This is a genomic window from Streptomyces sp. NPDC039609 (assembly GCF_055596705.1).
In genome coordinates this window covers 1-20,878 of record NZ_JBVIUJ010000011.1, presented here as the reverse complement: position 1 = coordinate 20,878, position 20,878 = coordinate 1, and the positions used below count along the sequence as shown (strand labels likewise).

The 20,878-nt window shown below is 70.2% G+C and carries 18 protein-coding genes; 12 read left to right on the top strand and 6 right to left on the bottom strand.

What is annotated here, in order from left to right; all coding sequences use genetic code 11:
- Window positions 1–11: 11 nt before the first annotated feature.
- From pgeF to ACZ561_RS29235, 5 genes are all read left to right on the top strand, one after another.
- A complete protein-coding gene (pgeF, locus tag ACZ561_RS29255) occupies window positions 12–719 on the top strand; it encodes a peptidoglycan editing factor PgeF (protein WP_471000460.1) in 708 nt (235 codons plus the stop codon).
- Between the two features lies 1 nt (window position 720).
- Window positions 721–1,440 carry a YggS family pyridoxal phosphate-dependent enzyme gene (locus ACZ561_RS29250; RefSeq protein ID WP_471000457.1) on the top strand — a complete coding sequence of 240 codons (720 nt, stop codon included), beginning with the start codon at window positions 721–723 and terminating at the stop codon, window positions 1,438–1,440.
- Window positions 1,441–1,564: 124 nt separating this feature from the next.
- Entirely contained in the window at window positions 1,565–2,185 is a 621-nt protein-coding gene (locus ACZ561_RS29245; RefSeq protein ID WP_376444664.1) for a cell division protein SepF, read from the top strand.
- 78 nt (window positions 2,186–2,263) lie between these two features.
- Entirely contained in the window at window positions 2,264–2,554 is a 291-nt protein-coding gene (locus ACZ561_RS29240) for a YggT family protein (protein ID WP_019885526.1), read from the top strand.
- A 55-nt stretch (window positions 2,555–2,609) separates the two neighbouring features.
- A complete protein-coding gene (locus ACZ561_RS29235) occupies window positions 2,610–3,704 on the top strand; it encodes a DivIVA domain-containing protein (RefSeq protein WP_471000452.1) in 1,095 nt (364 codons plus the stop codon).
- A 726-nt stretch (window positions 3,705–4,430) separates the two neighbouring features.
- Here ACZ561_RS29235 and ileS read toward each other — a convergent pair.
- A complete protein-coding gene (ileS, locus tag ACZ561_RS29230; protein WP_471000449.1) occupies window positions 4,431–7,562 on the bottom strand; it encodes an isoleucine--tRNA ligase in 3,132 nt (1,043 codons plus the stop codon).
- A gap of 554 nt (window positions 7,563–8,116) precedes the next feature.
- Between ileS and ACZ561_RS29225 the strand changes: the two genes are divergently transcribed.
- The 6 genes from ACZ561_RS29225 to ACZ561_RS29200 all read left to right on the top strand — a co-directional run bounded on the left by ACZ561_RS29225 (window position 8,117) and on the right by ACZ561_RS29200 (window position 13,403).
- Entirely contained in the window at window positions 8,117–8,989 is an 873-nt protein-coding gene (locus ACZ561_RS29225; RefSeq protein ID WP_471000446.1) for a TraR/DksA family transcriptional regulator, read from the top strand.
- A gap of 84 nt (window positions 8,990–9,073) precedes the next feature.
- Window positions 9,074–9,652, top strand: a complete 579-nt coding sequence (gene lspA, locus ACZ561_RS29220) for a signal peptidase II (RefSeq protein WP_376446179.1) — start codon at window positions 9,074–9,076, stop codon at window positions 9,650–9,652.
- A 17-nt stretch (window positions 9,653–9,669) separates the two neighbouring features.
- Complete coding sequence (locus tag ACZ561_RS29215; RefSeq protein ID WP_361433021.1) at window positions 9,670–10,611, top strand: RluA family pseudouridine synthase; 942 nt, start codon at window positions 9,670–9,672, stop codon at window positions 10,609–10,611.
- Window positions 10,608–11,075: a GNAT family N-acetyltransferase gene (locus ACZ561_RS29210; protein WP_471000443.1), complete on the top strand. Its 468-nt coding sequence runs from the start codon at window positions 10,608–10,610 to the stop codon at window positions 11,073–11,075. Before ACZ561_RS29215 ends, ACZ561_RS29210 begins: the two co-directional genes overlap by 4 nt.
- Window positions 11,076–11,220: 145 nt before the next feature.
- Complete coding sequence (locus ACZ561_RS29205) at window positions 11,221–12,807, top strand: Na+/H+ antiporter (RefSeq protein WP_471000441.1); 1,587 nt, start codon at window positions 11,221–11,223, stop codon at window positions 12,805–12,807.
- Window positions 12,808–12,833: 26 nt separating this feature from the next.
- A complete protein-coding gene (locus tag ACZ561_RS29200) occupies window positions 12,834–13,403 on the top strand; it encodes a dienelactone hydrolase family protein (protein ID WP_471000438.1) in 570 nt (189 codons plus the stop codon).
- 60 nt (window positions 13,404–13,463) lie between these two features.
- Here ACZ561_RS29200 and ACZ561_RS29195 read toward each other — a convergent pair whose 3' ends face one another.
- The 5 genes from ACZ561_RS29195 to ACZ561_RS29175 form a co-directional block, all read right to left on the bottom strand.
- Window positions 13,464–14,429: a zinc metalloprotease gene (locus tag ACZ561_RS29195; protein ID WP_471000434.1), complete on the bottom strand. Its 966-nt coding sequence runs from the start codon at window positions 14,427–14,429 to the stop codon at window positions 13,464–13,466.
- A gap of 351 nt (window positions 14,430–14,780) precedes the next feature.
- Window positions 14,781–16,430: an alkaline phosphatase D family protein gene (locus ACZ561_RS29190; RefSeq protein ID WP_471000432.1), complete on the bottom strand. Its 1,650-nt coding sequence runs from the start codon at window positions 16,428–16,430 to the stop codon at window positions 14,781–14,783.
- 144 nt (window positions 16,431–16,574) lie between these two features.
- Entirely contained in the window at window positions 16,575–17,390 is an 816-nt protein-coding gene (locus tag ACZ561_RS29185; protein WP_471000429.1) for a DsbA family protein, read from the bottom strand.
- A gap of 45 nt (window positions 17,391–17,435) precedes the next feature.
- Window positions 17,436–18,122 carry a hypothetical protein gene (locus ACZ561_RS29180; RefSeq protein WP_471000426.1) on the bottom strand — a complete coding sequence of 229 codons (687 nt, stop codon included), beginning with the start codon at window positions 18,120–18,122 and terminating at the stop codon, window positions 17,436–17,438.
- Window positions 18,123–18,184: 62 nt separating this feature from the next.
- On the bottom strand, window positions 18,185–19,510 hold the full coding sequence (locus ACZ561_RS29175) for a DUF2252 domain-containing protein (protein WP_471000423.1): 1,326 nt from the start codon (window positions 19,508–19,510) through the stop codon (window positions 18,185–18,187).
- 187 nt (window positions 19,511–19,697) lie between these two features.
- On the opposite strand from ACZ561_RS29175, the gene ACZ561_RS29170 reads away from it, so the two are divergent.
- On the top strand, window positions 19,698–20,878 hold a 1,181-nt coding region (locus ACZ561_RS29170), incomplete at its 3' end, for a PHP domain-containing protein (RefSeq protein ID WP_471000421.1).

The following is a 20,878-nucleotide window of genomic DNA, read 5'->3' as shown; positions in this document are numbered from 1 at the left end:
AGCTCGAACCCGTGAGCGGCGCGCATTTCGCCTTCACCGACAGGTGGGGCGGGGTGAGCGCCGTTCCGTACGAGGAGCTCAACCTCGGCGGCGCGGTGGGGGACGATCCCGAGGCGGTACGCACGAACCGGGCGCGGGTGGCGGAGCAGCTGGGGCTCGACCCGGCACTCGTGGTCTGGATGAACCAGGTCCACGGCGCGGACGTCGCGGTGGTCGACCGGCCGTGGGACACGGACCGGATCCCGGCCGTCGACGCGATCGTCACCGCCCGGCGCGGACTCGCTCTCGCCGTCCTCACCGCCGACTGCACCCCGGTCCTTCTCGCCGACCCCGTCGCGGGGATCGTGGCCGCCGCCCACGCCGGGCGGCCCGGGATGGTCGCCGGGGTCGTACCGGCCGCGGTGCGGGCCATGATCGACTTGGGTGCCGACCCGGCCCGTATCGCCGCTCGCACCGGCCCCGCCGTCTGTGGGCGCTGCTACGAGGTGCCCGCCGGGATGCGGGAGGAGGTCGCGGCGGTCGAGCCGGCGGCCTTCGCCGAGACGAGCTGGGGAACCCCGGCCGTCGACGTCACCGCCGGAGTCCACGCCCAACTGGAGCGGTCGGGGATCCGGGACCGGCGGGCCAGTGAGATCTGCACCCGCGAGTCGGGCGACCACTTCTCGTACCGCCGCGATCGCACCACGGGGCGACTCGCGGGATATGTCTGGTTGGACTGATATGACGGACCGTAAGACGGAACTCGCCGAAAATCTGGCGCAGGTGGAGGAACGTATCTCTGCCGCCTGCTCCGCCGCCGGCCGCAAGCGGGCGGATGTGACCCTGATCGTGGTCACCAAGACCTACCCCGCGAGCGATGTGCGACTTCTGCACGAACTCGGAGTGCGGGACGTCGCCGAGAACCGGGACCAGGACGCGGCCCCCAAGGCCGCGGCCTGCGCGGATCTGGACCTGCGCTGGCATTTCGTCGGCCAGTTGCAGACCAACAAGGTCCGATCTGTGACGAGTTATGCGGATGTAGTGCAGTCTGTCGACCGTTTGAAGCTCGTCACCGCGCTGTCGGTGGCGGCGGACAAGGCCGGGCGCGAGCTCGGCTGCCTCGTCCAGGTCGCGCTCGACGCCGAATCGGGCGCGCGGGGCGAGCGGGGCGGCGTGTCGCCCGACGGCATCGAGGAGTTGGCAGCCGCCGTGGACGCCGCGCCGGGGCTGAGGCTCGACGGACTGATGACCGTCGCGCCGCTCGCCGGCCCCTACGCGGGGCGCCAACGTGCGGCGTTCGACCGCCTGATGGATTTGTCGACTGTCCTGCGCGCGAACCGTCCGGCTGCGAACATGGTGTCGGCGGGGATGAGTGCGGACCTCGAGGACGCCGTGGCGGCCGGAGCGACACATGTGCGCATCGGTACGGCGGTACTGGGTGTCCGCCCCAGGCTCCGGTAACGTCGCGAAGCAAGTCGGACCACAGCAGAAAATATGGTCATTCCCGCTGATCGGCGGGCAGGCCTCGTGGATCGCGGGCACTTGGTGACGATGCCGATCCACCACAGAGCGGAGGACTCAGAGAATGGCCGGCGCGATGCGCAAGATGGCGGTCTACCTCGGCCTCGTGGAGGACGATGGGTACGACGGCCGGGGTTTCGACCCCGACGACGACTTCGAACCCGAGCTGGAGCCCGAGCCCGAGCGTGAACGGCGCCACCAGCCCCCGCGACAGATCGAGCGGGAGGAACCGGTACGAGTGGTGCAGCCGCCCGCCCCGCGTGAACCGGTGTCCCATTCTGTCCCGGTACCCGCCGAGAGCGGACGTCCGGCCCGAATTGCCCCCGTGGCATCCATCACACCCGAACGTCCGAGCATGGAGAAGAACGCGCCGGTGATCATGCCCAAGGTTGTGTCCGAGCGGGAGCCCTACCGGATCACAACACTGCACCCCAGGACGTACAACGAGGCCCGTACCATCGGGGAACACTTCCGTGAGGGCACCCCCGTGATCATGAACCTCACGGAGATGGACGACACGGATGCGAAGCGACTTGTCGACTTTGCCGCCGGACTCGTCTTCGGGCTCCATGGCAGCATTGAGCGCGTGACGCAGAAGGTGTTCCTGTTGTCGCCTGCTAACGTCGATGTCACGGCGGAGGACAAGGCCCGCATCGCAGAGGGCGGATTCTTCAACCAGAGCTGAGAACTACGAGACCGGAACGGCCCGGCCGCGAGGCCGGACAAGCGAGAGCACGAGAGCCAGGGGAGAGGGAAGCGCGGGATGGGCGTCGCACTACAAGTGGTCTACATCGCTCTGATGTGCTTCCTCATCGTGCTGATCTTCCGATTGGTCATGGACTACGTCTTCCAGTTCGCCCGTTCATGGCAACCCGGTAAGGCGATGGTGGTCGTTCTGGAGGCCACCTACACTGTCACCGATCCACCGCTCAAGCTTCTGCGGCGGTTCATTCCGCCGCTGCGTCTCGGGGGCGTGGCACTCGACCTGTCCTTCTTCGTTCTGATGATCATCGTCTACATCCTGATCTCCATCGTGAGCAGCTTCGCGAGGTGAATGTGGACGATACGGTCTTGCCGACTGCCGACGACTACGTAGAGGTGAAGAAGAGATGCCGCTGACCCCCGAGGACGTGCGGAACAAGCAGTTCACGACCGTCCGCCTTCGAGAAGGCTATGACGAGGACGAGGTCGATGCCTTCCTCGACGAGGTCGAAGCCGAACTGACCCGCCTGCTCCGCGAGAACGAGGACCTGCGCGCCAAGCTGGCCGCGGCGACGCGTGCCGCCGCGCAGAACCAGCAGCAGCAGGGTATGCGCAAGCCGCCGGAGCAGCAGGATCGTCCCGTCGGTCCCGGTGCCCCCGTGCCCGCCGCCATATCCGGACCGCCGGTCCAGCAGCAGCCCCCGCAGATGGGTCCGCCGCAGCTGCCGTCCGGTGCGCCGCAGCTTCCCGCCGGTCCTGGTGGCCACGGCCCGATGCAGGGTGGCCCGATGGGCCCCGGCCCGGGCCAGATGCAGGGCGGCCCCATGGGTCAGCCGATGGGCGGCCCGATGGGTCACCCGCAGCAGCAGATGCAGCAGCCGATGCAGCAGCCCCAGCAGGGCCCCGGTGGCGACAGCGCCGCGCGTGTGCTTTCGCTGGCCCAGCAGACGGCCGACCAGGCGATCGCGGAGGCCCGTTCCGAGGCCAACAAGATCGTCGGCGAGGCGCGCTCGCGCGCCGAGGGCCTGGAGCGGGACGCCCGCGCCAAGGCGGACGCGCTGGAGCGGGACGCGCAGGAGAAGCACCGCGTCGCGATGGGCTCGCTCGAGTCCGCTCGCGCCACGCTGGAGCGCAAGGTCGAGGACCTGCGCGGCTTCGAGCGCGAGTACCGCACGCGTCTGAAGTCCTACCTCGAGTCGCAGCTGCGTCAGCTGGAGACCCAGGCGGACGACTCGCTGGCTCCGCCGCGGACGCCGGCCACGGCTTCCCTGCCGCCGGCCCCGTCGATGGCTTCGGCCGGTGCGAGCGCCCCGTCGTACGGCGGCAACGGCACGATGGGCGGCGCGCCGTCCATGGGCGGTGCCCCGTCCTACGGTGGCCAGCAGCAGATGTCCCCGGCGATGACGCAGCCGATGGCTCCGGTCCGCCCGCAGGCGCCGCAGCCGATGCAGCAGGCGCCGGCGCCGATGCGTGGCTTCCTGATCGACGAGGACGACAACTGACGGCGGCCGCTCGCGCGATGAGCGCGTAGCCGTCGGCAGGCTGAAGGCCGGGCCCCTGGGAAACCAGGGGCCCGGCCTTTGTCGTGGGCGGGTTGCGGGACGGGGGCGCGGGCGGGAGCGGACCGGGAGCGGGGGCATGCGGGGGGCGCCTGCGGCGGGCTCCTTCCCCACCCCGCGCCTTCCCGAACTGGGGCTCCGCCCCAGACCCCGGTGGGGGCTGATGCGGGGGCTCCGCCCCCACTGCCCCGAGAGGCCGGCAGCTTCGCGCCGGGAGAGGTGTCCGGGTGGGCGGTGGCTTCGCGCCGCAGGGCCGTGCGGCCTGGGGGTGTGTGCCTGGGGCTGTGGTGGCTCGCGCCGCGGGTCTGTGTCGCCTGTGGGCGTGTGCCTGGGTGGGCGGCGGCTTCGCGCCGCAGGGCCGTGCCGCCTGGGGGTGTGTGCCTGGGGCTGTGGTGGCTCGCGCCGCGGGTCTGTGTCGCCTGTGGGCGTGTGCCTGGGTGGGCGGTGGCTTCGCGCCGCAGGGCCGTGCGGCCTGTGGGTGTGCCTGGGGCGGTGGTGGCTCACGCCGCAGGGCCGTGCCGCCTGTGGGCGTGTGCCCGGGTCGGGGGTCGCGTTGTGGGCCGTGTGCCGCCGGGGTCTGCGCCGCGGTGCCGGCGTCGGGCCTCTGGCTCGTCGGAGGGAACGAAAAGGCCCGGCACCCCGTAGGGGCCGGGCCGCTTCGTGTCGGTGTTACGCCTTGCGGAGCTGGAACGTCAGGGACAGGCCCTCGTCCTTGAACGGGGTGCCGAACGTGTCGTCCGCCGGGCCCGTCGCGTAGTCCGTCGCCAGGACCTCGTCCGCGATCAGGGTCGCGTGGGCCGTCAGGGCCTCCGTGGTCTCCGGGGAGTCCGACGTCCAGCGCAGGGCGATCCGGTCCGCCACGTCCAGGCCGCTGTTCTTGCGGGCCTCCTGGATCAGGCGGATCGCGTCACGCGCCAGGCCCGCCTTGCGGAGCTCCGGAGTGATCTCCAGGTCCAGCGCCACCGTCGCGCCCGCGTCCGACGCCACCGACCAGCCCTCACGCGGAGTCTCCGTGATGATGATCTCGTCCGGGCCGACCGTGATCGTCTCGCCGTTGACCTCCAGCGTCGCCTCACCGCTCCTCAGCGCCAGCGACAGCGCCGCCGCGTCCGCCGCCGCGACCGCCTTCGCCACGTCCTGGACGCCCTTGCCGAAGCGCTTGCCCAGCGCACGGAAGTTCGCCTTCGCCGTGGTGTCGACCAGCGAGCCGCCGACCTCGGAGAGCGAAGCCACGGACGAGACGTTCAGCTCCTCCGTGATCTGGGCCTGGAGCTCCGGGGAGAGGTCCCCGAAGCCCGTCGCGGCCACCAGCGCGCGCGACAGGGGCTGGCGGGTCTTCACGCCCGACTCCGCCCGGGTCGCCCGGCCCAGCTCCACCAGGCGGCGGACCAGCGTCATCTGCGTGGGGAGCGTCGGGTCGACCAGCGACAGGTCCGGCTCCGGCCAGGTCGAGAGGTGGACCGACTCCGGGGCGTCCGGCGTCACGGGAACCACCAGGTCCTGCCACACGCGCTCCGTGATGAACGGCGTGAGCGGGGCCATGAGCCGCGTGACCGTCTCGATCACGTCGTGGAGGGTGCGCAGCGCCGCCGCGTCGCCCTGCCAGAACCGGCGGCGCGAACGCCGCACATACCAGTTCGACAGGTCGTCGACGAACGACGAGATCAGCTTGCCTGCCCGCTGGGTGTCGTACGACTCCAGCGCCTGCGTGGTCTCGGACACCAGCGTGTTCAGCTCGGACAGGAGCCACTTGTCCAGGACCGAGCGCTCACCCGGCGCCGGGTCAGCCGCGCTCGGCGCCCAGCCCGACGTACGGGCGTACAGCGCCTGGAAGGCGACCGTGTTCCAGTAGGTGAGGAGGGTCTTCCGCACCACCTCCTGGATCGTGCCGTGGCCCACCCGGCGCGCCGCCCACGGCGAGCCGCCGGCCGCCATGAACCAGCGCACCGCGTCCGCGCCGTGCTGGTCCATCAGCGGGATCGGCTCCAGGGTGTTGCCCAGGTGCTTGGACATCTTTCGGCCGTCCTCGGCGAGGATGTGGCCGAGGCAGACCACGTTCTCGTACGAGGACTTGTCGAAGACGAGCGTGCCGACGGCCATCAGCGTGTAGAACCACCCGCGCGTCTGGTCGATCGCCTCCGAGATGAACTGCGCCGGGTAGCGCGACTCGAAGAGCTCCTTGTTCTTGTGCGGGTAGCCCCACTGCGCGAACGGCATCGAGCCCGAGTCGTACCAGGCGTCGATGACCTCCGGCACGCGCGTCGCCGTCTTCGAGCAGCTCGGGCAGGGGAAGGTCACCGCGTCGATGTACGGGCGGTGCGGGTCGAGCTCCGACTGGTCCGTGCCCGTCAGCTCGGACAACTCGGCGCGTGAGCCCACGCACGTCAGGTGGTCGTCCTCGCAGCGCCACAGCGGCAGCGGGGTGCCCCAGTAGCGGCTGCGGGAGAGCGCCCAGTCGATGTTGTTGTTCAGCCAGTCGCCGAAGCGGCCGTGCTTGACCGAGTCCGGGAACCAGTTCGTCTTCTCGTTCTCCTCGAGAAGGCGGTCCTTCACGGCGGTCGTACGGATGTACCAGGACGGCTGCGCGTAGTAGAGCAGCGCCGTGTGGCAGCGCCAGCAGTGCGGGTAGCTGTGCTCGTACGGGACGTGGCGGAAGAGCAGGCCGCGGGCGTCCAGGTCGGCGGTCAGCTGCTCGTCGGCCTTCTTGAAGAAGACGCCGCCGACCAGCGGCACCTCCTCCTCGAAGGTGCCGTCGGGGCGGACCGGGTTCACGACCGGCAGGCCGTAGGAACGGCAGACCTTGAGGTCGTCCTCGCCGAAGGCGGGGGACTGGTGCACCAGACCCGTACCGTCCTCGGTCGTGACGTACTCCGCGTTCACCACGTAGTGGGCTTCCGCGGGGAAGTCGACGAGCTCGAAGGGGCGCTGGTACGTCCAGCGCTCCATCTCGGCGCCCGTGAAGGACTCGCCCGTGGTCACCCAGCCCTCGCCGAGCGCCTTCTCGACCAGCGGCGCGGCGACGACGAGCTTCTCCTCGCCGTCGGTCGCGACGACATAGGTGACCTCGGGGTGGGCCGCGACGGCCGTGTTCGAGACCAGGGTCCACGGGGTCGTCGTCCAGACCAGGAGCGACGCCTGGCCGGCCAGCGGGCCCGAGGTCAGCGGGAAGCGGACGAAGACCGAGGGGTCGACGACCGTCTCGTACCCCTGCGCCAGCTCGTGGTCCGAGAGGCCGGTGCCGCAGCGCGGGCACCAGGGGGCGACGCGGTGGTCCTGGACCAGCAGGCCCTTGTCGAAGATCTGCTTGAGCGACCACCAGACCGACTCGATGTACTCGGGGTCCATCGTCCGGTACGCGTCGTCGAGGTCGACCCAGTAGCCCATGCGCGTCGTCAGGTCGGCGAACGCGTCGGTGTGGCGGGTCACGGACTCGCGGCACTTGTCGTTGAACGCGGCGATGCCGTATTCCTCGATGTCCTGCTTGCCGGAGAAGCCGAGCTCCTTCTCGACGGCGAGCTCGACCGGGAGGCCGTGGCAGTCCCAGCCGGCCTTGCGGGCCACGTGGTAGCCGCGCATGGTCCGGAAGCGGGGGAAGACGTCCTTGAAGACGCGGGCCTCGATGTGGTGGGCGCCGGGCATTCCGTTGGCGGTGGGCGGACCCTCGTAGAACACCCACTCGGGGCGGCCCTCGGACTGCTCCAGGGTCTTGGCGAAGACCTTGCTCTCGCGCCAGAAATCGAGCACGGCGTGCTCGAGCGCGGGCAGGTCGACCTGGGCGGGCACCTGGCGGTACTGCGTCATCGATCTTCCTCCGGCGGACTGCTTCGTTTCCGTCCGGAGGGACGAGAGCGCCGTGCTGCGCGGCTCCCGCGGTACCACCCTCCTTGGCCCCGGGCGTGTGCCCGTGGCCCCCTCATTGGGGTCGCGATGCCGGGTCTAGTCGCCTGACGGCTTTCTTCCGGCGGCTCCGGGGTGATCCTTCACATCGGGCTGGCCCCCGGGCTCTCACCGTCCCCGGGTCGCTCATGGCTGCGTACGACGCTACTCGTCCCCATCCAAGCCTTTCGCTCTGCCCAGTGTACGGGGCGGGAAGCGGGTCGGCAGACCGCTTTTCCGGCGGCTCGCCGGGGCATCCGGCGTGACCCGAATGGCCATACGGGTGCGGTCGGGCTTCGGCCGGGGCGATGGGGCGGATTTACCGGGCGGGGAGCTGGGCACAACGGAGGCAGGCATGCCATGCCGCGGGCATGGGCGGGTGCGAAACGGCGGCGTGCCCCGTTGCCGCGGGCCTTGGGCCGATTTATCGTCCCAGCACGATTCGCGAGCAAGATCACAAAATGTGAAGGGGCCGCGACATGGTGGCGAAGAAGACCGCCGCGAAGAAGACCTCGACCGCCGGTACCGCCGGTGCGGGCGGGGCGGCCAAGGACGTCACCGGAAAGAAGACGACGGTCACGAAGAAGGCGAACGCGGTGGCCCCGGCACGCACGAGCACGGCGAAGAAGACGGCCAACAGCACGGCGAGGAAGACCTCCGCCGCGAAGACGGCTCCCGAGGAGGAGGCGGCCGCGAAGAAGGCTCCGGCGGCCAAGAAGGCCAAGGCCCCGGCGAAGAAGGCGGCCACGAAGAAGGCCGCAGCGGCCAAGAGGTCCACGGCCGCCGAGAAGGCCCCGGCGGCGAAGAAGGCCCCGGCCAAGAAGGCCGCGGTCACGAAGAAGGCCGCGTCCGCGGCGCAGGTGAAGCAGACAGGAGCCAGGACGGTGGCAGCGAAGAAGACCGCGGGTGGCGTCACGACGGCCGAGAACGAGGCCGCGGTCCCCCCGGCCCGTACCGGCGAGCTCGCGGTGCGTCCCGGCGAAGACCCCTGGACGCCCGAGGAGGTCGCCGAGGCCCGCGCCGAGCTGGAGAGCGAGGTGCTCAGACTCCGGGCCGAGCTGCTCCACTCCAAGGAGGAGCTGACCGGGCTGATGCGGGACTCCGGTGACGGCGCGGGCGACGACCAGGCCGACACGGGCACCAAGAACATCACGCGCGAGCACGAGCTGGCCCTGGCGGCCAACGCCCGCGAGATGCTCGAGCAGTCCGAGCACGCCCTGGAGCGGCTGGACGCGGGCACGTACGGGCTCTGCGAGGTCTGCGGCAAGCCGATCGGCAAGGCGCGGATGCAGGCGTTCCCGCGGGCCACGCTGTGCGTCGAGGACAAGCAGAAGCAGGAAAGGCGCGGCTGATTCGGTGCCCGGCTGCCCTGACGGTGCCGCGGAGGCGTGCCGTACCCTCGTGCACAGTCAGGGCACCTAGGTTGAGGGACTCACGTGGCAGAGGCGGAGCGCATCATCGGTACGCCGGATTCAGGCGCGGACGGCGCGGCGGACGGCGAGGCTGCGGCCCCCGCCGAGCAGCCCAAGGGCAAGCGCAAGATCGTCGCGCTCTTCGTGGTCGCTCTGCTCGCGTACCTGCTCGACCTCGGCAGCAAGTTGCTCGTGGTGGCCGAGCTGGAGGGCCGTGAGCCGATCCGGGTCGTCGGGGACCTGCTGACGTTCCATGTGATCCGGAACCCGGGTGCGGCCTTCGGCATGGGCGAGGCCTTCACGATCATCTTCACGTTCATCGCGGCGACCGTGATCATCGTGATCGCCCGGCTCGCGCGCAAGCTCTACAGCACCTGGTGGGCCATCGCGCTCGGCATGCTCCTCGGCGGTGCGTTGGGCAACCTGACCGACCGGATCTTCCGTTCGCCGGGCGTCTTCGAGGGCGCGGTCGTCGACTTCATCGCGCCGGCCCACTTCGCCGTCTTCAACCTCGCGGACTCGGCGATCGTCTGCGGCGGCTTCCTGATCGTGATCCTGTCCTTCCGGGGCCTGGACCCGGACGGCACCGTCCACAAGGACTGACAAGGCATACTCGACGGGTGAGTACGAGTCCCGAGATCCGAACCCTGCCCGTTCCCGATGGCCTGGAGGGCGAGCGCGTCGACGCCGCCATCGCCCGTATGTTCGGGTTCTCCCGTACGAAGGCGGCTGAGCTGGCCGCCTCCGGGAAGGTCCAGGTCGACGGCGCCGTCGTCGGCAAGTCCGAGCGGGTCAGCGGAGGCGCGTGGCTCGAGGTCGAGATGCCGGGCGCCCCGGCGCCCGTGCAGATCGTGGCCGAGCCCGTCGAGGGCATGGAGATCATCCACGACGACGACGACATCGTCGTGATCATGAAGCCGATCGGGGTGGCCGCCCACCCGAGCCCGGGCTGGACCGGAACGACGGTCATCGGCGGCCTCGCCGCCGCCGGGTACCGCATCTCCACCTCCGGCGCCGCCGAGCGCCAGGGCATCGTGCACCGACTCGACGTGGGCACCTCGGGTCTCATGGTCGTCGCCAAGTCGGAGCGGGCGTACACGCTGCTGAAGGCGCAGTTCAAGGAGCGGGTCGTCGACAAGCGCTACCACGCGCTGGTCCAGGGCCACCCGGACCCGATGAGCGGCACCATCGACGCGCCCATCGGCCGCCACCCCCAGCACGACTACAAGTGGGCCGTCACCGCCGAGGGCAAGCCCTCGGTGACGCACTACGACCTGATCGAGGCGTACCGCGCGGCCTCGCTGCTCGACATCAAGCTGGAGACCGGCCGCACCCACCAGATCCGGGTGCACATGTCGGCCCACCGCCACCCCTGCGTCGGCGACCTCACCTACGGCGCCGATCCGACGATGGCGAAGCGGCTCGGTCTGACGAGGCAGTGGCTCCACGCCGTACGGCTGGGCTTCGAGCACCCGTCGGACGGGCGCTGGGTCGAGTTCGCGAGCACCTACCCGGCGGACCTGCAGAACGCGCTGGACCGGATCGCGGCGGAGAGCGCGTGACCACGGGGTTCTCGGTACGCGAGGTGCGCGGGCCCGAGGACCGCGAGGCCTGCTTCGCGGTGCGACGGGACGTCTTCGTGGTCGAGCAGCGGGTGCCGCAGGAGATCGAGTACGACCGGTACGACGAGACGGCCGTGCACGTCCTCGCCGTCCGCGAGGACGGACTGCCGCTGGGCACCGGACGGCTGATCCACGGCGAGGACGCGGTCGGAAAGACCGGCGCCGACACGTCCGTGGGCTCGCTGGGGCGGCTCGCCGTCACCAAGGCCGCGCGCGGCCTGGGGGTCGGCGTGGCGCTGGTCCGCGCCGTCGAGGACGCCGCCCGTGCGCGCGGGCTGGCCGCCGTGGACCTCCACGCCCAGACCCAGGCGCTCGGTTTCTACGAGCGTCTCGGCTACGAGGCGTACGGCCCCGAGTTCCAGGACGCGGGCATTCCGCACCGCGCGATGCGGCGGGCGCTCTAGGAGCGTCCGCGCGCGCTCACGGGGGAGTTCCCCACGGGGCCGCCCGCGGGCGGCGCCGGTCGGTGGGTTTAGGCTGATTCGTCCATGCCCGTGGCAGGGTTGAGGCCCGATCATCGACCGTGCCGCCAGGCCGGGAGGGCTCACCGTGGACCAATTGGCCCTGTTGTTCCTGCTGTTGCTCGGCGCGCTGCTCACCGTGCCGCTCGGGGACCGGCTCGGGCTGCCGGCCCCCGTGCTCATGACCCTCGTCGGGATCGTGCTGGCCTTTCTGCCCTTCGTACCCAGCGTCGAGATCCCGCCCGAGTACATCCTTCCGCTCGTCCTCCCGCCGCTCCTCTACGCCTCCGTGCAGCGCACCTCCTGGCGCCAGTTCGCGGCCAACAGGCGGCCCATCTTCCTGCTCGCCGTGGCCCTGGTCTTCGTCACCACGGCCGCCGTCGCCGCCATGGCCCACGCGCTCGTCCCGGGGCTTCCGCTCGCCGCCGCCGTCGCGCTCGGCGCGCTCGTCGCGCCGCCCGACCCGGTGGCGGCGACCGCCGTCGCCGGGTCGCTCGGGCTGCCGCGCCGGCTCGTCTCGATCCTGGAGGGCGAGGGGCTCTTCAACGACGTCACCGCGATCGTGCTCTACCACGTGGCCATCGGCGCGGCCGTCGGTGGCTCGTTCTCCTGGGAGGGCGCGGGTCTCGATCTCGTCCTGTCGGCCGTCGTCGCCATCGCCGTCGGGCTCGTCCTCGGCTGGCTCAGCAACAAGCTGATGGGTCTGCTCGGTGAGCCCACCCTCCAGACGGGGCTCACCCTCCTCGTCCCCTTCGTCGCCTATGTCCTCGCCGAGGAGCTGCGCGGCTCCGGCGTGCTCGCCGTCCTCGTCGTCGCCCTCTTCCTCGCCGAGCACGCATTCGACGCCGACGACGTCATGGGCCGACTCGCCGGACAGGCGTTCTGGCAGATCGTCGACACCCTGGTCACGGGCATCGCCTTCGGACTGATCGGACTCGAACTGCACGTCGTCTTCGGCACCAGCGACGGCCGCCTGGGGGAGATGCTCGGCTGGGGCGCGGCCGTGACCGGTGTCGTCATCGGCGTACGGCTGCTGTGGCTGATGCCCGCCACCTGGCTGGCCAAGCGGCTGCACACCCGTCGCGACTACGACGAGGAGATCCCCATGAGCTGGCGGGAGACCGTCGTCATGTGGTGGTCCGGGATGCGCGGGGTGGCCTCGGTGGCGCTGGCGCTCGCCATCCCGCTGCGTACGGACGACGGCTCGCCGTTCCCCGGTCGGGACGAGATCGTCTTCATCGCCTTCTGTGTGATCATGACGACCCTGGTCCTCCAGGGACTCACCCTGCCCTGGCTGGTCAAGCGGCTCGGGGTGCAGGCGGACACGGACGTCGAGCGAGCCCTGGAGCGGGACCTCGCGCTCCGTGCGGCGAAGGCGGCCAGGCGCCGGCTCAAGGAGATCGAGGATGCGGAGGAGCTGCCCGAAGAGGTTCAGGAGCGGCTGCTGCGCGGGGCGTTCGACATCGGGGCGCGGATCAGTCCCGACATGCTGGACGAGGAGCGCCGGGCGGCGTTCACCGAGCGGGCCGGACGTCTCAAGGCCGTGCAGCGCATCCAGCGGGAGATGATGTCGGCCGCCCGCCACGAGGTGCTCTCGGCGCGGAGCGAGCCGGGCACCGACCCCGAGGTGGTCGACCGGGTGCTGCGCCAGCTGGACGTGCGCAGCATGAGATGACGCGGTCGGCTGGCAGGATGGACCGCATGGACATCATGCTTTTCCACTCGACCTACGGTCTGCGTCCGGCGGTGGAGGCCGCGGCCGAACGGCTGCGGGCCGCCGGGCACCTGGTGCACGTGCCCGACCTCTTCGAGGGACGGACCGCCGAGACCGTGGAAGAGGGCATGGCGATCAAGGAGGCGATCGGCAAGGAGGAGCTGCTGAAGCGCGCGATCCTCGCCGCGGCTCCGTACTCCGAGCGCGGTCTCCTCTACGCGGGCTTCTCGTTCGGCGCCTCGGTCGCGCAGACCCTCGCGCTGGGCGACGACAAGGCGCGCGGGCTGCTTCTCCTCCACGGCACCTCGGACATCGCCGAGAGCGCGTCCGCCGACGACCTTCCCGTACAGCTGCACATCGCCGACCCGGACCCCTTCGAATCGCACGACTGGCTGACGTCCTGGTATCTGCGCATGGGGAAGGCGGGTGCGGACGTGGAGGTCTACCGCTACCCGGGCGCCGGGCATCTCTACACCGATCCGGAGCTGCCGGACTGGGACGAGGGCGCCGCCGAGCAGACCTGGGCGGTCGCGCTGGCGTTCCTGGAGAGTCTGTAGGACATACGGAAGGGCGCGGCGGGGGCTCTCCCGCCGCGCCCTTCCTCAGGTGACCGGCTGTCAGCCGGCGCGGTACGCGGTCCACATGCTGCTCATCCGCGAGACCTGGCCCGCGGTGAACTGGTACATGCACGAGTCGTACGTGTAGTCCATGAAGTTGTGGATCGGGTCCACACCGGTCTTGTTGGTGCAGCTGTCACGGCCGGTCGGGCACTCGTACGCCGGGCTCTTCTCGGCCGGGGTGTCGCTCACCGAGTCGCCGGAGCCGCTGCAGCCGCCCTGGAACGTGTGGTACAGCCCCAGCCAGTGGCCGACCTCGTGGGTCGCGGTGTCGCCCTCGTTGTAGTTGGCCGCGGAGCCGCCCGGCAGGGAGGAGTCGAGGACGACCACACCGTCCATCGACGGGCTCGAGTTGTACGAGGACGGGAAGGTCGCCCAGCCGAGCAGACCGCCGCTGAGCTTGGCCGTGTAGAAGTTCAGCGCGCCGGCGCCGCCCTTGCGCAGGGTCTGCTTCATCTGCTTCTCGGCCGTGGAGCCGGACGCCAGGTTGTACCAGGACGCGTTGTCCGTGTAGTCGGTCGAGGCAAGGGTGAACTGGAAGTTGGTGTTCACATTGCCGGTGCCCTGGCCGCCGTAGGCCGCGTTGAGGACCGCCATCTGGTTGTTGATGGCGGTGGCGCTCAGCTTGCCCGTGGTGCCGCTGTGAACCACGTGGAAGTAGACGGGGATGTTCACCACGGCGGCGGTGGAGTTCATGCCGCTCGCGCGGACCGACTCCAGTCTCTTCTTCAGGTCCGCGTCCATGGCCTTCGCCTGGGCGGCGGAGATCTCGTTGGGCTCGCCGGCGTGGGTGGAGGCGCCGCGGGCCTTACGGGCGCCGGAGAGGGCCTCCGTACCGTCCGCGCACTCCTCGGCGGAGGAAGCGGCGGCCGCCGTGGTGGTGGCCGGGGCGGCCGACGGGGCGGAGAGGGGGGCCAGGGCCAGGGTTCCGGCCATGACCGCGGTGCCGAGCACACGACGTGACATACGCGGCGATATACGAACAAGAGCACGCACTGGTGACTCCTCGCGGGGGGGTGTGTGGAGAGGCAGTTCCTCGCCACCGCGGGGAGATTACGGGTCCATGTCAGACGTTGTTGAGCATTGATCAAGCCCAATCATTCATGGTGCAAAGCGGGTCATGGGGAAGAAAAACTTTCGCCCGTTCCGGAGTTTGAGACGTGGACGTAACGAACGAGGCGCCAGTGACGGGTGGTGTGTCCGGATTTTGATCTCCCGAACTCACCACCCGCCGTGGCGATGTGATCTGCTGTTAACAGACGCGATCATGGCTGAAAATCGACCATGACGTCATGTCGGCGAAAGGCGGGGGCAAGCTCAGCGCACCGGCTGGTACACCCGCTCGACGCGCTGCGTTCCGTTCCTCGTCCGGTACGAGCGCGACCAGGCGGCCGTCGCGTCCGCCTCCGCCTTGTCGGAGACCGTGTAGTAGTCCATCTGGGACTGCTCGGCGGTCACATCGAGCACGCCGTAGCCGTGGTGGTCCATGTCCACCCACTTCACATGGCGGTTGGCGGCCTTGACCGCCCCGGCCGCCACCACCGAGAGCGTGCCCGGTGCCACATGGAGGATGTCGTCCAGGTTGTCCGAGGTCACCGAGGTCACCACGAACTCGGTCGCCGCCGACTGCGACAGCGGGTACGTCGCCGCCTTCACGGGCACGTCGTTGGCCCAGGCCATATGGATGTCGCCGGTCAGGAAGACGGTGTTCCGGATGGATCGCTGGGTCAGATGCGCCAGCAGCTCCTTGCGGTCGTCCGTGTACCCGTCCCACTGGTCGACGTTGACCGCGAGGCCCTCCTTCGGCAGCCCCAGCAACTCCGCGAGCGGGCCGAGCAGATGCGCGGGCAGGGCGCCGAAGGCGACCGGCGAGATCATCACCGAGGTGCCCACCAGCTTCCAGGTCGCGTCGGAGCCGGCGAGGCCGGACTTCAGCCAGTCCAGCTGGGCGCGGCCGGTGAGCGTGCGCTCCGGGTCGTCGATCGCGCCCTTGCCGATGCCCGCCTGCTGCGAGCGGAACGAACGCAGATCGAGCAGGTGCAGATCGGCCAGCTTGCCGAAGCGCAGCCGCCGGTAGACCGTGCCCTCGGTCGAGGCGCGGACCGGCATCCACTCGAAGTACGCCTGCTTGGCGGCGGCGACCCGGGCCGCCCAGTCGCCCTCGGTGCCGGGCGTGTGGTTCTCCGCCCCGCCCGACCAGGCGTCGTTGGCGACCTCGTGGTCGTCCCAGATCGCGATCATCGGGTGCGCGGCGTGCAGAGCCTGCAGATCGGCGTCCGTCTTGTACTTCCCGTGCCGGGTGCGGTAGTCGGACAGCGAGACGATCTCGTGCTTCGGCTCGTGCTGCCGGACGACGTACTTCGCCTCCGGGTAGCCGCCGGTGCCGTACTCGTAGATGTAGTCGCCGAGATGGAGGATCGCGTCCAGGTCCGCCCGGGCCGCGAGGTGGCGGTACGCGGAGAAGTAGCCGGACTCCCAGTTCGCGCAGGAGACGACGCCGAACCGGACGCCGGGCGTGACGGCGTCGGTGGTCGGCGTGGTGCGGGTGCGGCCGACCGGGGAGACGGTGGCGCCCGCCGTGAAGCGGTACCAGTGGGCGGTCGCCGGGCGAAGGCCCCGGACATCCACCTTGACGGTGTGGTCGGAGGCGGCCGTCGCATCGGAGGTGCCACGGGCCACGATCCGGGTGAAGGCCCGGTCCTCGGCCACCTCCCAGCCGACCGTGACGGCGGGGCCTCTGCCGGATCCGGGTCCGGCGTCGGGGGTGGGTGTCACACGGGTCCAGAGCAGGACGCCGTCGGGCAGCGGGTCGCCGGAGGCGACACCGTGCAGAAACGCGGGTGCCTCGGAGTCCGCGAACGCGGGGGAGGCGGCGCCCACCAGCGCCGGTGTGGCGACGGCCGTGACGGCGGCGGCCTTCACGACCGTACGGCGGGTGGGGGCAGGGGGAATGTGTCGACTGGTCACGGGCAGTCAGATTACTGACCAGTATGACGAACAGGCAGGCGAAATCCGGAAAGTTCGCACACTCGTCGCCCTGCGGACGTGATCAGCCGCTGCCCGTGCGGGGCGGGTCCGCGGGGCCGGGGCTCCCGCGGACCCGAGCGCCTGTCAGCCCTTGAGCGCCGGGGTGATCGCGGCGTTGAACTGCTCCACCGTCATCGGCGGGTTCTCGCTGCCCTCGGCCGTCAGGGTCTTGCCGTCCATCTTCAGGGTCGGCGTGCCCTTCACACCGCTGGCGTCGAACGCCGCGGACATCTTCATCGCCCAGGCGTCGAAGGTGCCGTTCTCCACGTTCTTCTTGAACTCCGCGTTGCCCTTCAGCGCCGGGACCGAGTTCGCGACGTCCAGGAGGTAGGAGTCCTTCGCGAACTTGTCCTGGCTCTCCTCCGGGTGGAACTGGGCGGAGTAGAGGGCGGACTTGTACGTCATGAACGCCTCGGGGCTCACGTTCAGCGCCGCGCCCAGCGCCGACAGCGCGTTCTTCGAGCCCTCGCCCTGGTCGACGTTGTCGATGAAGGTGGCGCCGACGTACTTGACCTTGTACTTGCCGGCCTCGACGTCCTTCTCGACCGTCGCGCCGACCTGCTGCTCGAAGGTCGCGCAGACCGGGCAGCGGGAGTCCTCGTAGAGCTCCAGCGTCTTCTTCGCGGACGCCTTGCCGACGACGACCGTCGTACCGTTCGTGCCCTCGGTGTTCTTGGGCGCGGTGATGGTCGACTCCTTCGCCACCGCCTCCCAGTGGGACGGCTTGTTGGCCTGGACGACGGCGTAGCCGATGCCGCCGGCGACCGCCAGGGCGGCGACCGCCGACACGGCGACGATCACCTGACGACGGGCCTTGTCCTTCTTGGCCTGACGCTCGCGCTCTATGCGCAGCCGCTCGCGGGCGGCCGCCTTGTTGGCCTGGCTGTTGCGTGCACTCATGGTCGTGATCTCCGTGAAAGGTCGAAAGAAAAAGGGGGGCGGTGCTCAGGCGAGGGCGAAGCCCGAGCACGGCGGTCCCCGCCGTCCGACGGAGTGCACGAGAAGGCGGGTACGGGACCGACGCGGCCGGTCCAGGGGGCGCCCGCCGCGCCCACGGGCGGAGCGCGGGGTGCCGAGGAGCGAGGCGACGAGCAGCAGCGGCCGGAACGCGAAGGCCGCCACGGCGCCGACCAGCCGCGTCAGCGCCCGCTCGCCGTGCCGCAGCCAGGCCGCGGCGAACAGCCCGACCGACACATGGGCGGCGAGCAGCAGCCACGGCAGGGACGGGTCGGGAGAGTTCAGGAGGGCGGCCGCGGTCCCGCTCTCGGGGGCGGCGACTCCCGGCAGCGGGGTGCCCAGGGCGCCGCCGCAGAGCACGTCCACGCCCACCGCGCGCAGCGAACCGGCGACGGGGCCGCCGGCCTGGCCGTAACAGACCGCCTGGCCGGTCGTGAACACCGTGTCGGCCGCCAGCTCCAGCGGCACGAGCAGCCCGGCGATCGCGCCGAAACCACGCTCGCGGCCGGCCAGCGCGTACGCCACGGCGAACACACCGGCCGAGAGCAGGCCCACGGTCAGCAGCGGCAGCGGCACCTGGGACAGCAGCACATGGGAGCCGGCGGACAGCGTCACGACCAGTGCCGTGAAGAGCGCCGCCCGCAGCCCCCTGAGCCGCGTCCCTGATATGTCCATCGCGCTGGAGAGTGTGCCATGCCTTCCTGTAAGAGCCTCTTAAGGGCGAGCTGTGAGGGGACCTACAAGCCCGGGATCCGGCCGTTCCGGAACAGGTCCACGAAGATCTGGTGGTCCGCACGCGCGCGTGCCCCGTAGCTGTGCGCGAAGTCCACCAGCAGGTCCGCGAAGCCCTCCTCGTCGGCGGCGATCGCCGCGTCGATGGCCCGCTCGGTCGAGAACGGCACCAGCGAGTGGCCGCTGGAGTCGTCCGCCGCCGCGTGCATCGTCGCCGTCGCGCGGCCGAGGTCGGCCACGGTCGCCGCGATCTCCTCCGGGTCGTCGACGTCCGACCAGTCCAGATCCACCGCGTACGGCGAGACCTCCGCGACCAGCTGCCCGGAGCCGTCCAGCTCCGTCCAGCCCAGCCACGGGTCCGCGTGCGCCTGGAGGGCCCGCTGGGAGATGACCGTGCGGTGACCCTCGTGCTGGAAGTACCCGCGCACCGCCGCGTCCGTCACATGACGCGACACGGCCGGGGTCTGCGCCTGCTTCATGTAGATCACGACATCGTTCTCCAGGGCGTCGCTGTTGCCCTCGAGAAGGATGTTGTACGAGGGCAGGCCCGCGGAACCGATGCCGATCCCGCGCCGCCCGACCACGTCCTTGACCCGGTACGAGTCGGGGCGGGCCAGGGACGACTCCGGCAGGGTCTCCAGATAGCCGTCGAAGGCCGCCAGGACCTTGTAGCGGGTCGCCGCGTCCAGCTCGATGGAGCCGCCGCCGGAGGAGAAGCGGCGCTCGAAGTCGCGGATCTCCGTCATCGAGTCCAGGAGCCCGAAGCGGGTCAGTGAGCGGGCGTCGCGCAGCGCGTCCAGGAGCGGGCCCTCGGCGGTGTCCAGGGTGAAGGGGGGCACCTCGTCGTCCTTGGCGCCGAGCGCCAGGGCGTGGATGCGCTCCCGGTAGGCCGCGGCGTAGATCCGTACGAGCTCGGTGATCTGCTCGTCGCTGAGCGCCTTCGTGTAGCCGATCAGCGCCAGGGAGGCCGAGAGCCGCTTCAGGTCCCAGGTGAAGGGGCCGACGTACGCCTCGTCGAAATCGTTGACGTTGAAGATCAGCCGGCCGTTGGCGTCCATGTACGTACCGAAGTTCTCGGCGTGCAGATCGCCGTGGATCCAGACCCGGCCGGTCCGCTCGTCCAGATAGGGACCGCCGTGCTGCTCCTGCTCCAGGTCGCTGTAGAACAGGCACGCCGTGCCCCGGTAGAAGGCGAAGGCGGAGCCGGCCATCTTCCGGAACTTGACGCGGAAGGCGGCGGGGTCGGCGGCGAGGAGCTCACCGAAGGCGGTGTCGAAGACGGCGAGTATCTGCTCACCGCGCTGGGCGGCGGTGGGCTGCGGGACCGACATCGAGGGGCCTCCTGGTGCAAGACTGTTCATGACAATTGGGACAGGCGTTCCGTGTCTCTCAACGCGCGACCGTACCCCCGAGTGCCCGGCGGTTGTCAGTGGGGAGCCGTAGACTTCCACGCTGTTCCCTCAAAGCGGGGGTCTGGGGGTCGCACCCCAGAAGACTGCAGCCCGGAGGCCTTCCGCCGTGACCAAGCCGCCCTTCACGCACCTTCACGTACACACCCAGTACTCGCTGCTGGACGGTGCCGCGCGGCTCAAGGACATGTTCGACGCGTGCAACGAGATGGGCATGACCCATATCGCCATGTCCGACCACGGCAACCTCCACGGGGCGTACGACTTCTTCCACTCGGCCAAGAAGGCCGGTGTGACGCCGATCATCGGCATCGAGGCGTACGTCGCCCCGGAGTCCCGGCGCAACAAGCGGAAGATCCAGTGGGGCCAGCCGCACCAGAAGCGGGACGACGTCTCCGGTTCCGGTGGTTACACCCACAAGACGATCTGGGCGGCGAACAACACCGGACTGCACAACCTCTTCCGGCTCTCTTCCGACGCCTACGCCGAGGGCTGGCTGCAGAAGTGGCCCCGGATGGACAAGGAGACCATCTCCCAGTGGTCCGAGGGCCTCATCGCCTCCACCGGCTGCCCCTCCGGCGAGCTGCAGACCCGGCTGCGCCTCGGCCAGTTCGACGAGGCCCTGAAGTCGGCCTCCGAGTACCAGGACATCTTCGGCAAGGACCGGTACTTCCTGGAGCTGATGGACCACGGCATCGAGATCGAGCGCCGGGTCCGGGACGGGCTTCTGGAGATCGGCAAGAAGCTCGGCATCCCGCCGCTGGTCACCAACGACTCGCACTACACGTACGCGCACGAGGCCACCGCCCATGACGCGCTGCTGTGCATCCAGACCGGCAAGAACCTCTCCGACCCGGACCGCTTCAAGTTCGACGGCACGGGCTACTACCTGAAGTCCACGGACGAGATGTACGCCGTCGACTCCTCGGACGCCTGGCAGGAGGGCTGCCGCAACACGCTGCTCGTCGCCGAGCAGGTCAGCACCGACGGCATGTTCGTCGAGAAGAACCTCATGCCGAAGTTCGACATCCCCGAGGGCTACACCGAGGTCTCCTGGTTCCGCGAGGAGACCATGCGCGGCATGCACCGCCGCTTCCCCGGAGGCATCCCGGACGACCGGCTGAAGCAGGCCGAGTACGAGATGGACACCATCATCTCGATGGGCTTCCCCGGCTACTTCCTCGTCGTCGCCGACTTCATCATGTGGGCCAAGAAGCAGGGCATCGCCGTCGGCCCCGGCCGAGGCTCCGCGGCCGGTTCGATCGTCGCGTACGCCATGGGCATCACCGA

Bases quoted from the DNA above. Each gene is read 5' to 3' on its own strand.
- ileS (WP_471000449.1), bottom strand. From the start codon at position 7,562: ATGACGCAGTACCGCCAGGTGCCCGCCCAGGTCGACCTGCCCGCGCTC.
- ACZ561_RS29195 (WP_471000434.1), bottom strand. From the start codon at position 14,429: ATGTCACGTCGTGTGCTCGGCACCGCGGTCATGGCCGGAACCCTGGCC.
- ACZ561_RS29200 (WP_471000438.1), top strand. From the start codon at position 12,834: ATGGACATCATGCTTTTCCACTCGACCTACGGTCTGCGTCCGGCGGTG.
- ACZ561_RS29250 (WP_471000457.1), top strand. From the start codon at position 721: ATGACGGACCGTAAGACGGAACTCGCCGAAAATCTGGCGCAGGTGGAG.
- ACZ561_RS29180 (WP_471000426.1), bottom strand. From the start codon at position 18,122: ATGGACATATCAGGGACGCGGCTCAGGGGGCTGCGGGCGGCGCTCTTC.
- ACZ561_RS29225 (WP_471000446.1), top strand. From the start codon at position 8,117: ATGGTGGCGAAGAAGACCGCCGCGAAGAAGACCTCGACCGCCGGTACC.
- ACZ561_RS29240 (WP_019885526.1), top strand. From the start codon at position 2,264: ATGGGCGTCGCACTACAAGTGGTCTACATCGCTCTGATGTGCTTCCTC.
- ACZ561_RS29185 (WP_471000429.1), bottom strand. From the start codon at position 17,390: ATGAGTGCACGCAACAGCCAGGCCAACAAGGCGGCCGCCCGCGAGCGG.
- ACZ561_RS29175 (WP_471000423.1), bottom strand. From the start codon at position 19,510: ATGTCGGTCCCGCAGCCCACCGCCGCCCAGCGCGGTGAGCAGATACTC.
- ACZ561_RS29235 (WP_471000452.1), top strand. From the start codon at position 2,610: ATGCCGCTGACCCCCGAGGACGTGCGGAACAAGCAGTTCACGACCGTC.
- ACZ561_RS29245 (WP_376444664.1), top strand. From the start codon at position 1,565: ATGGCCGGCGCGATGCGCAAGATGGCGGTCTACCTCGGCCTCGTGGAG.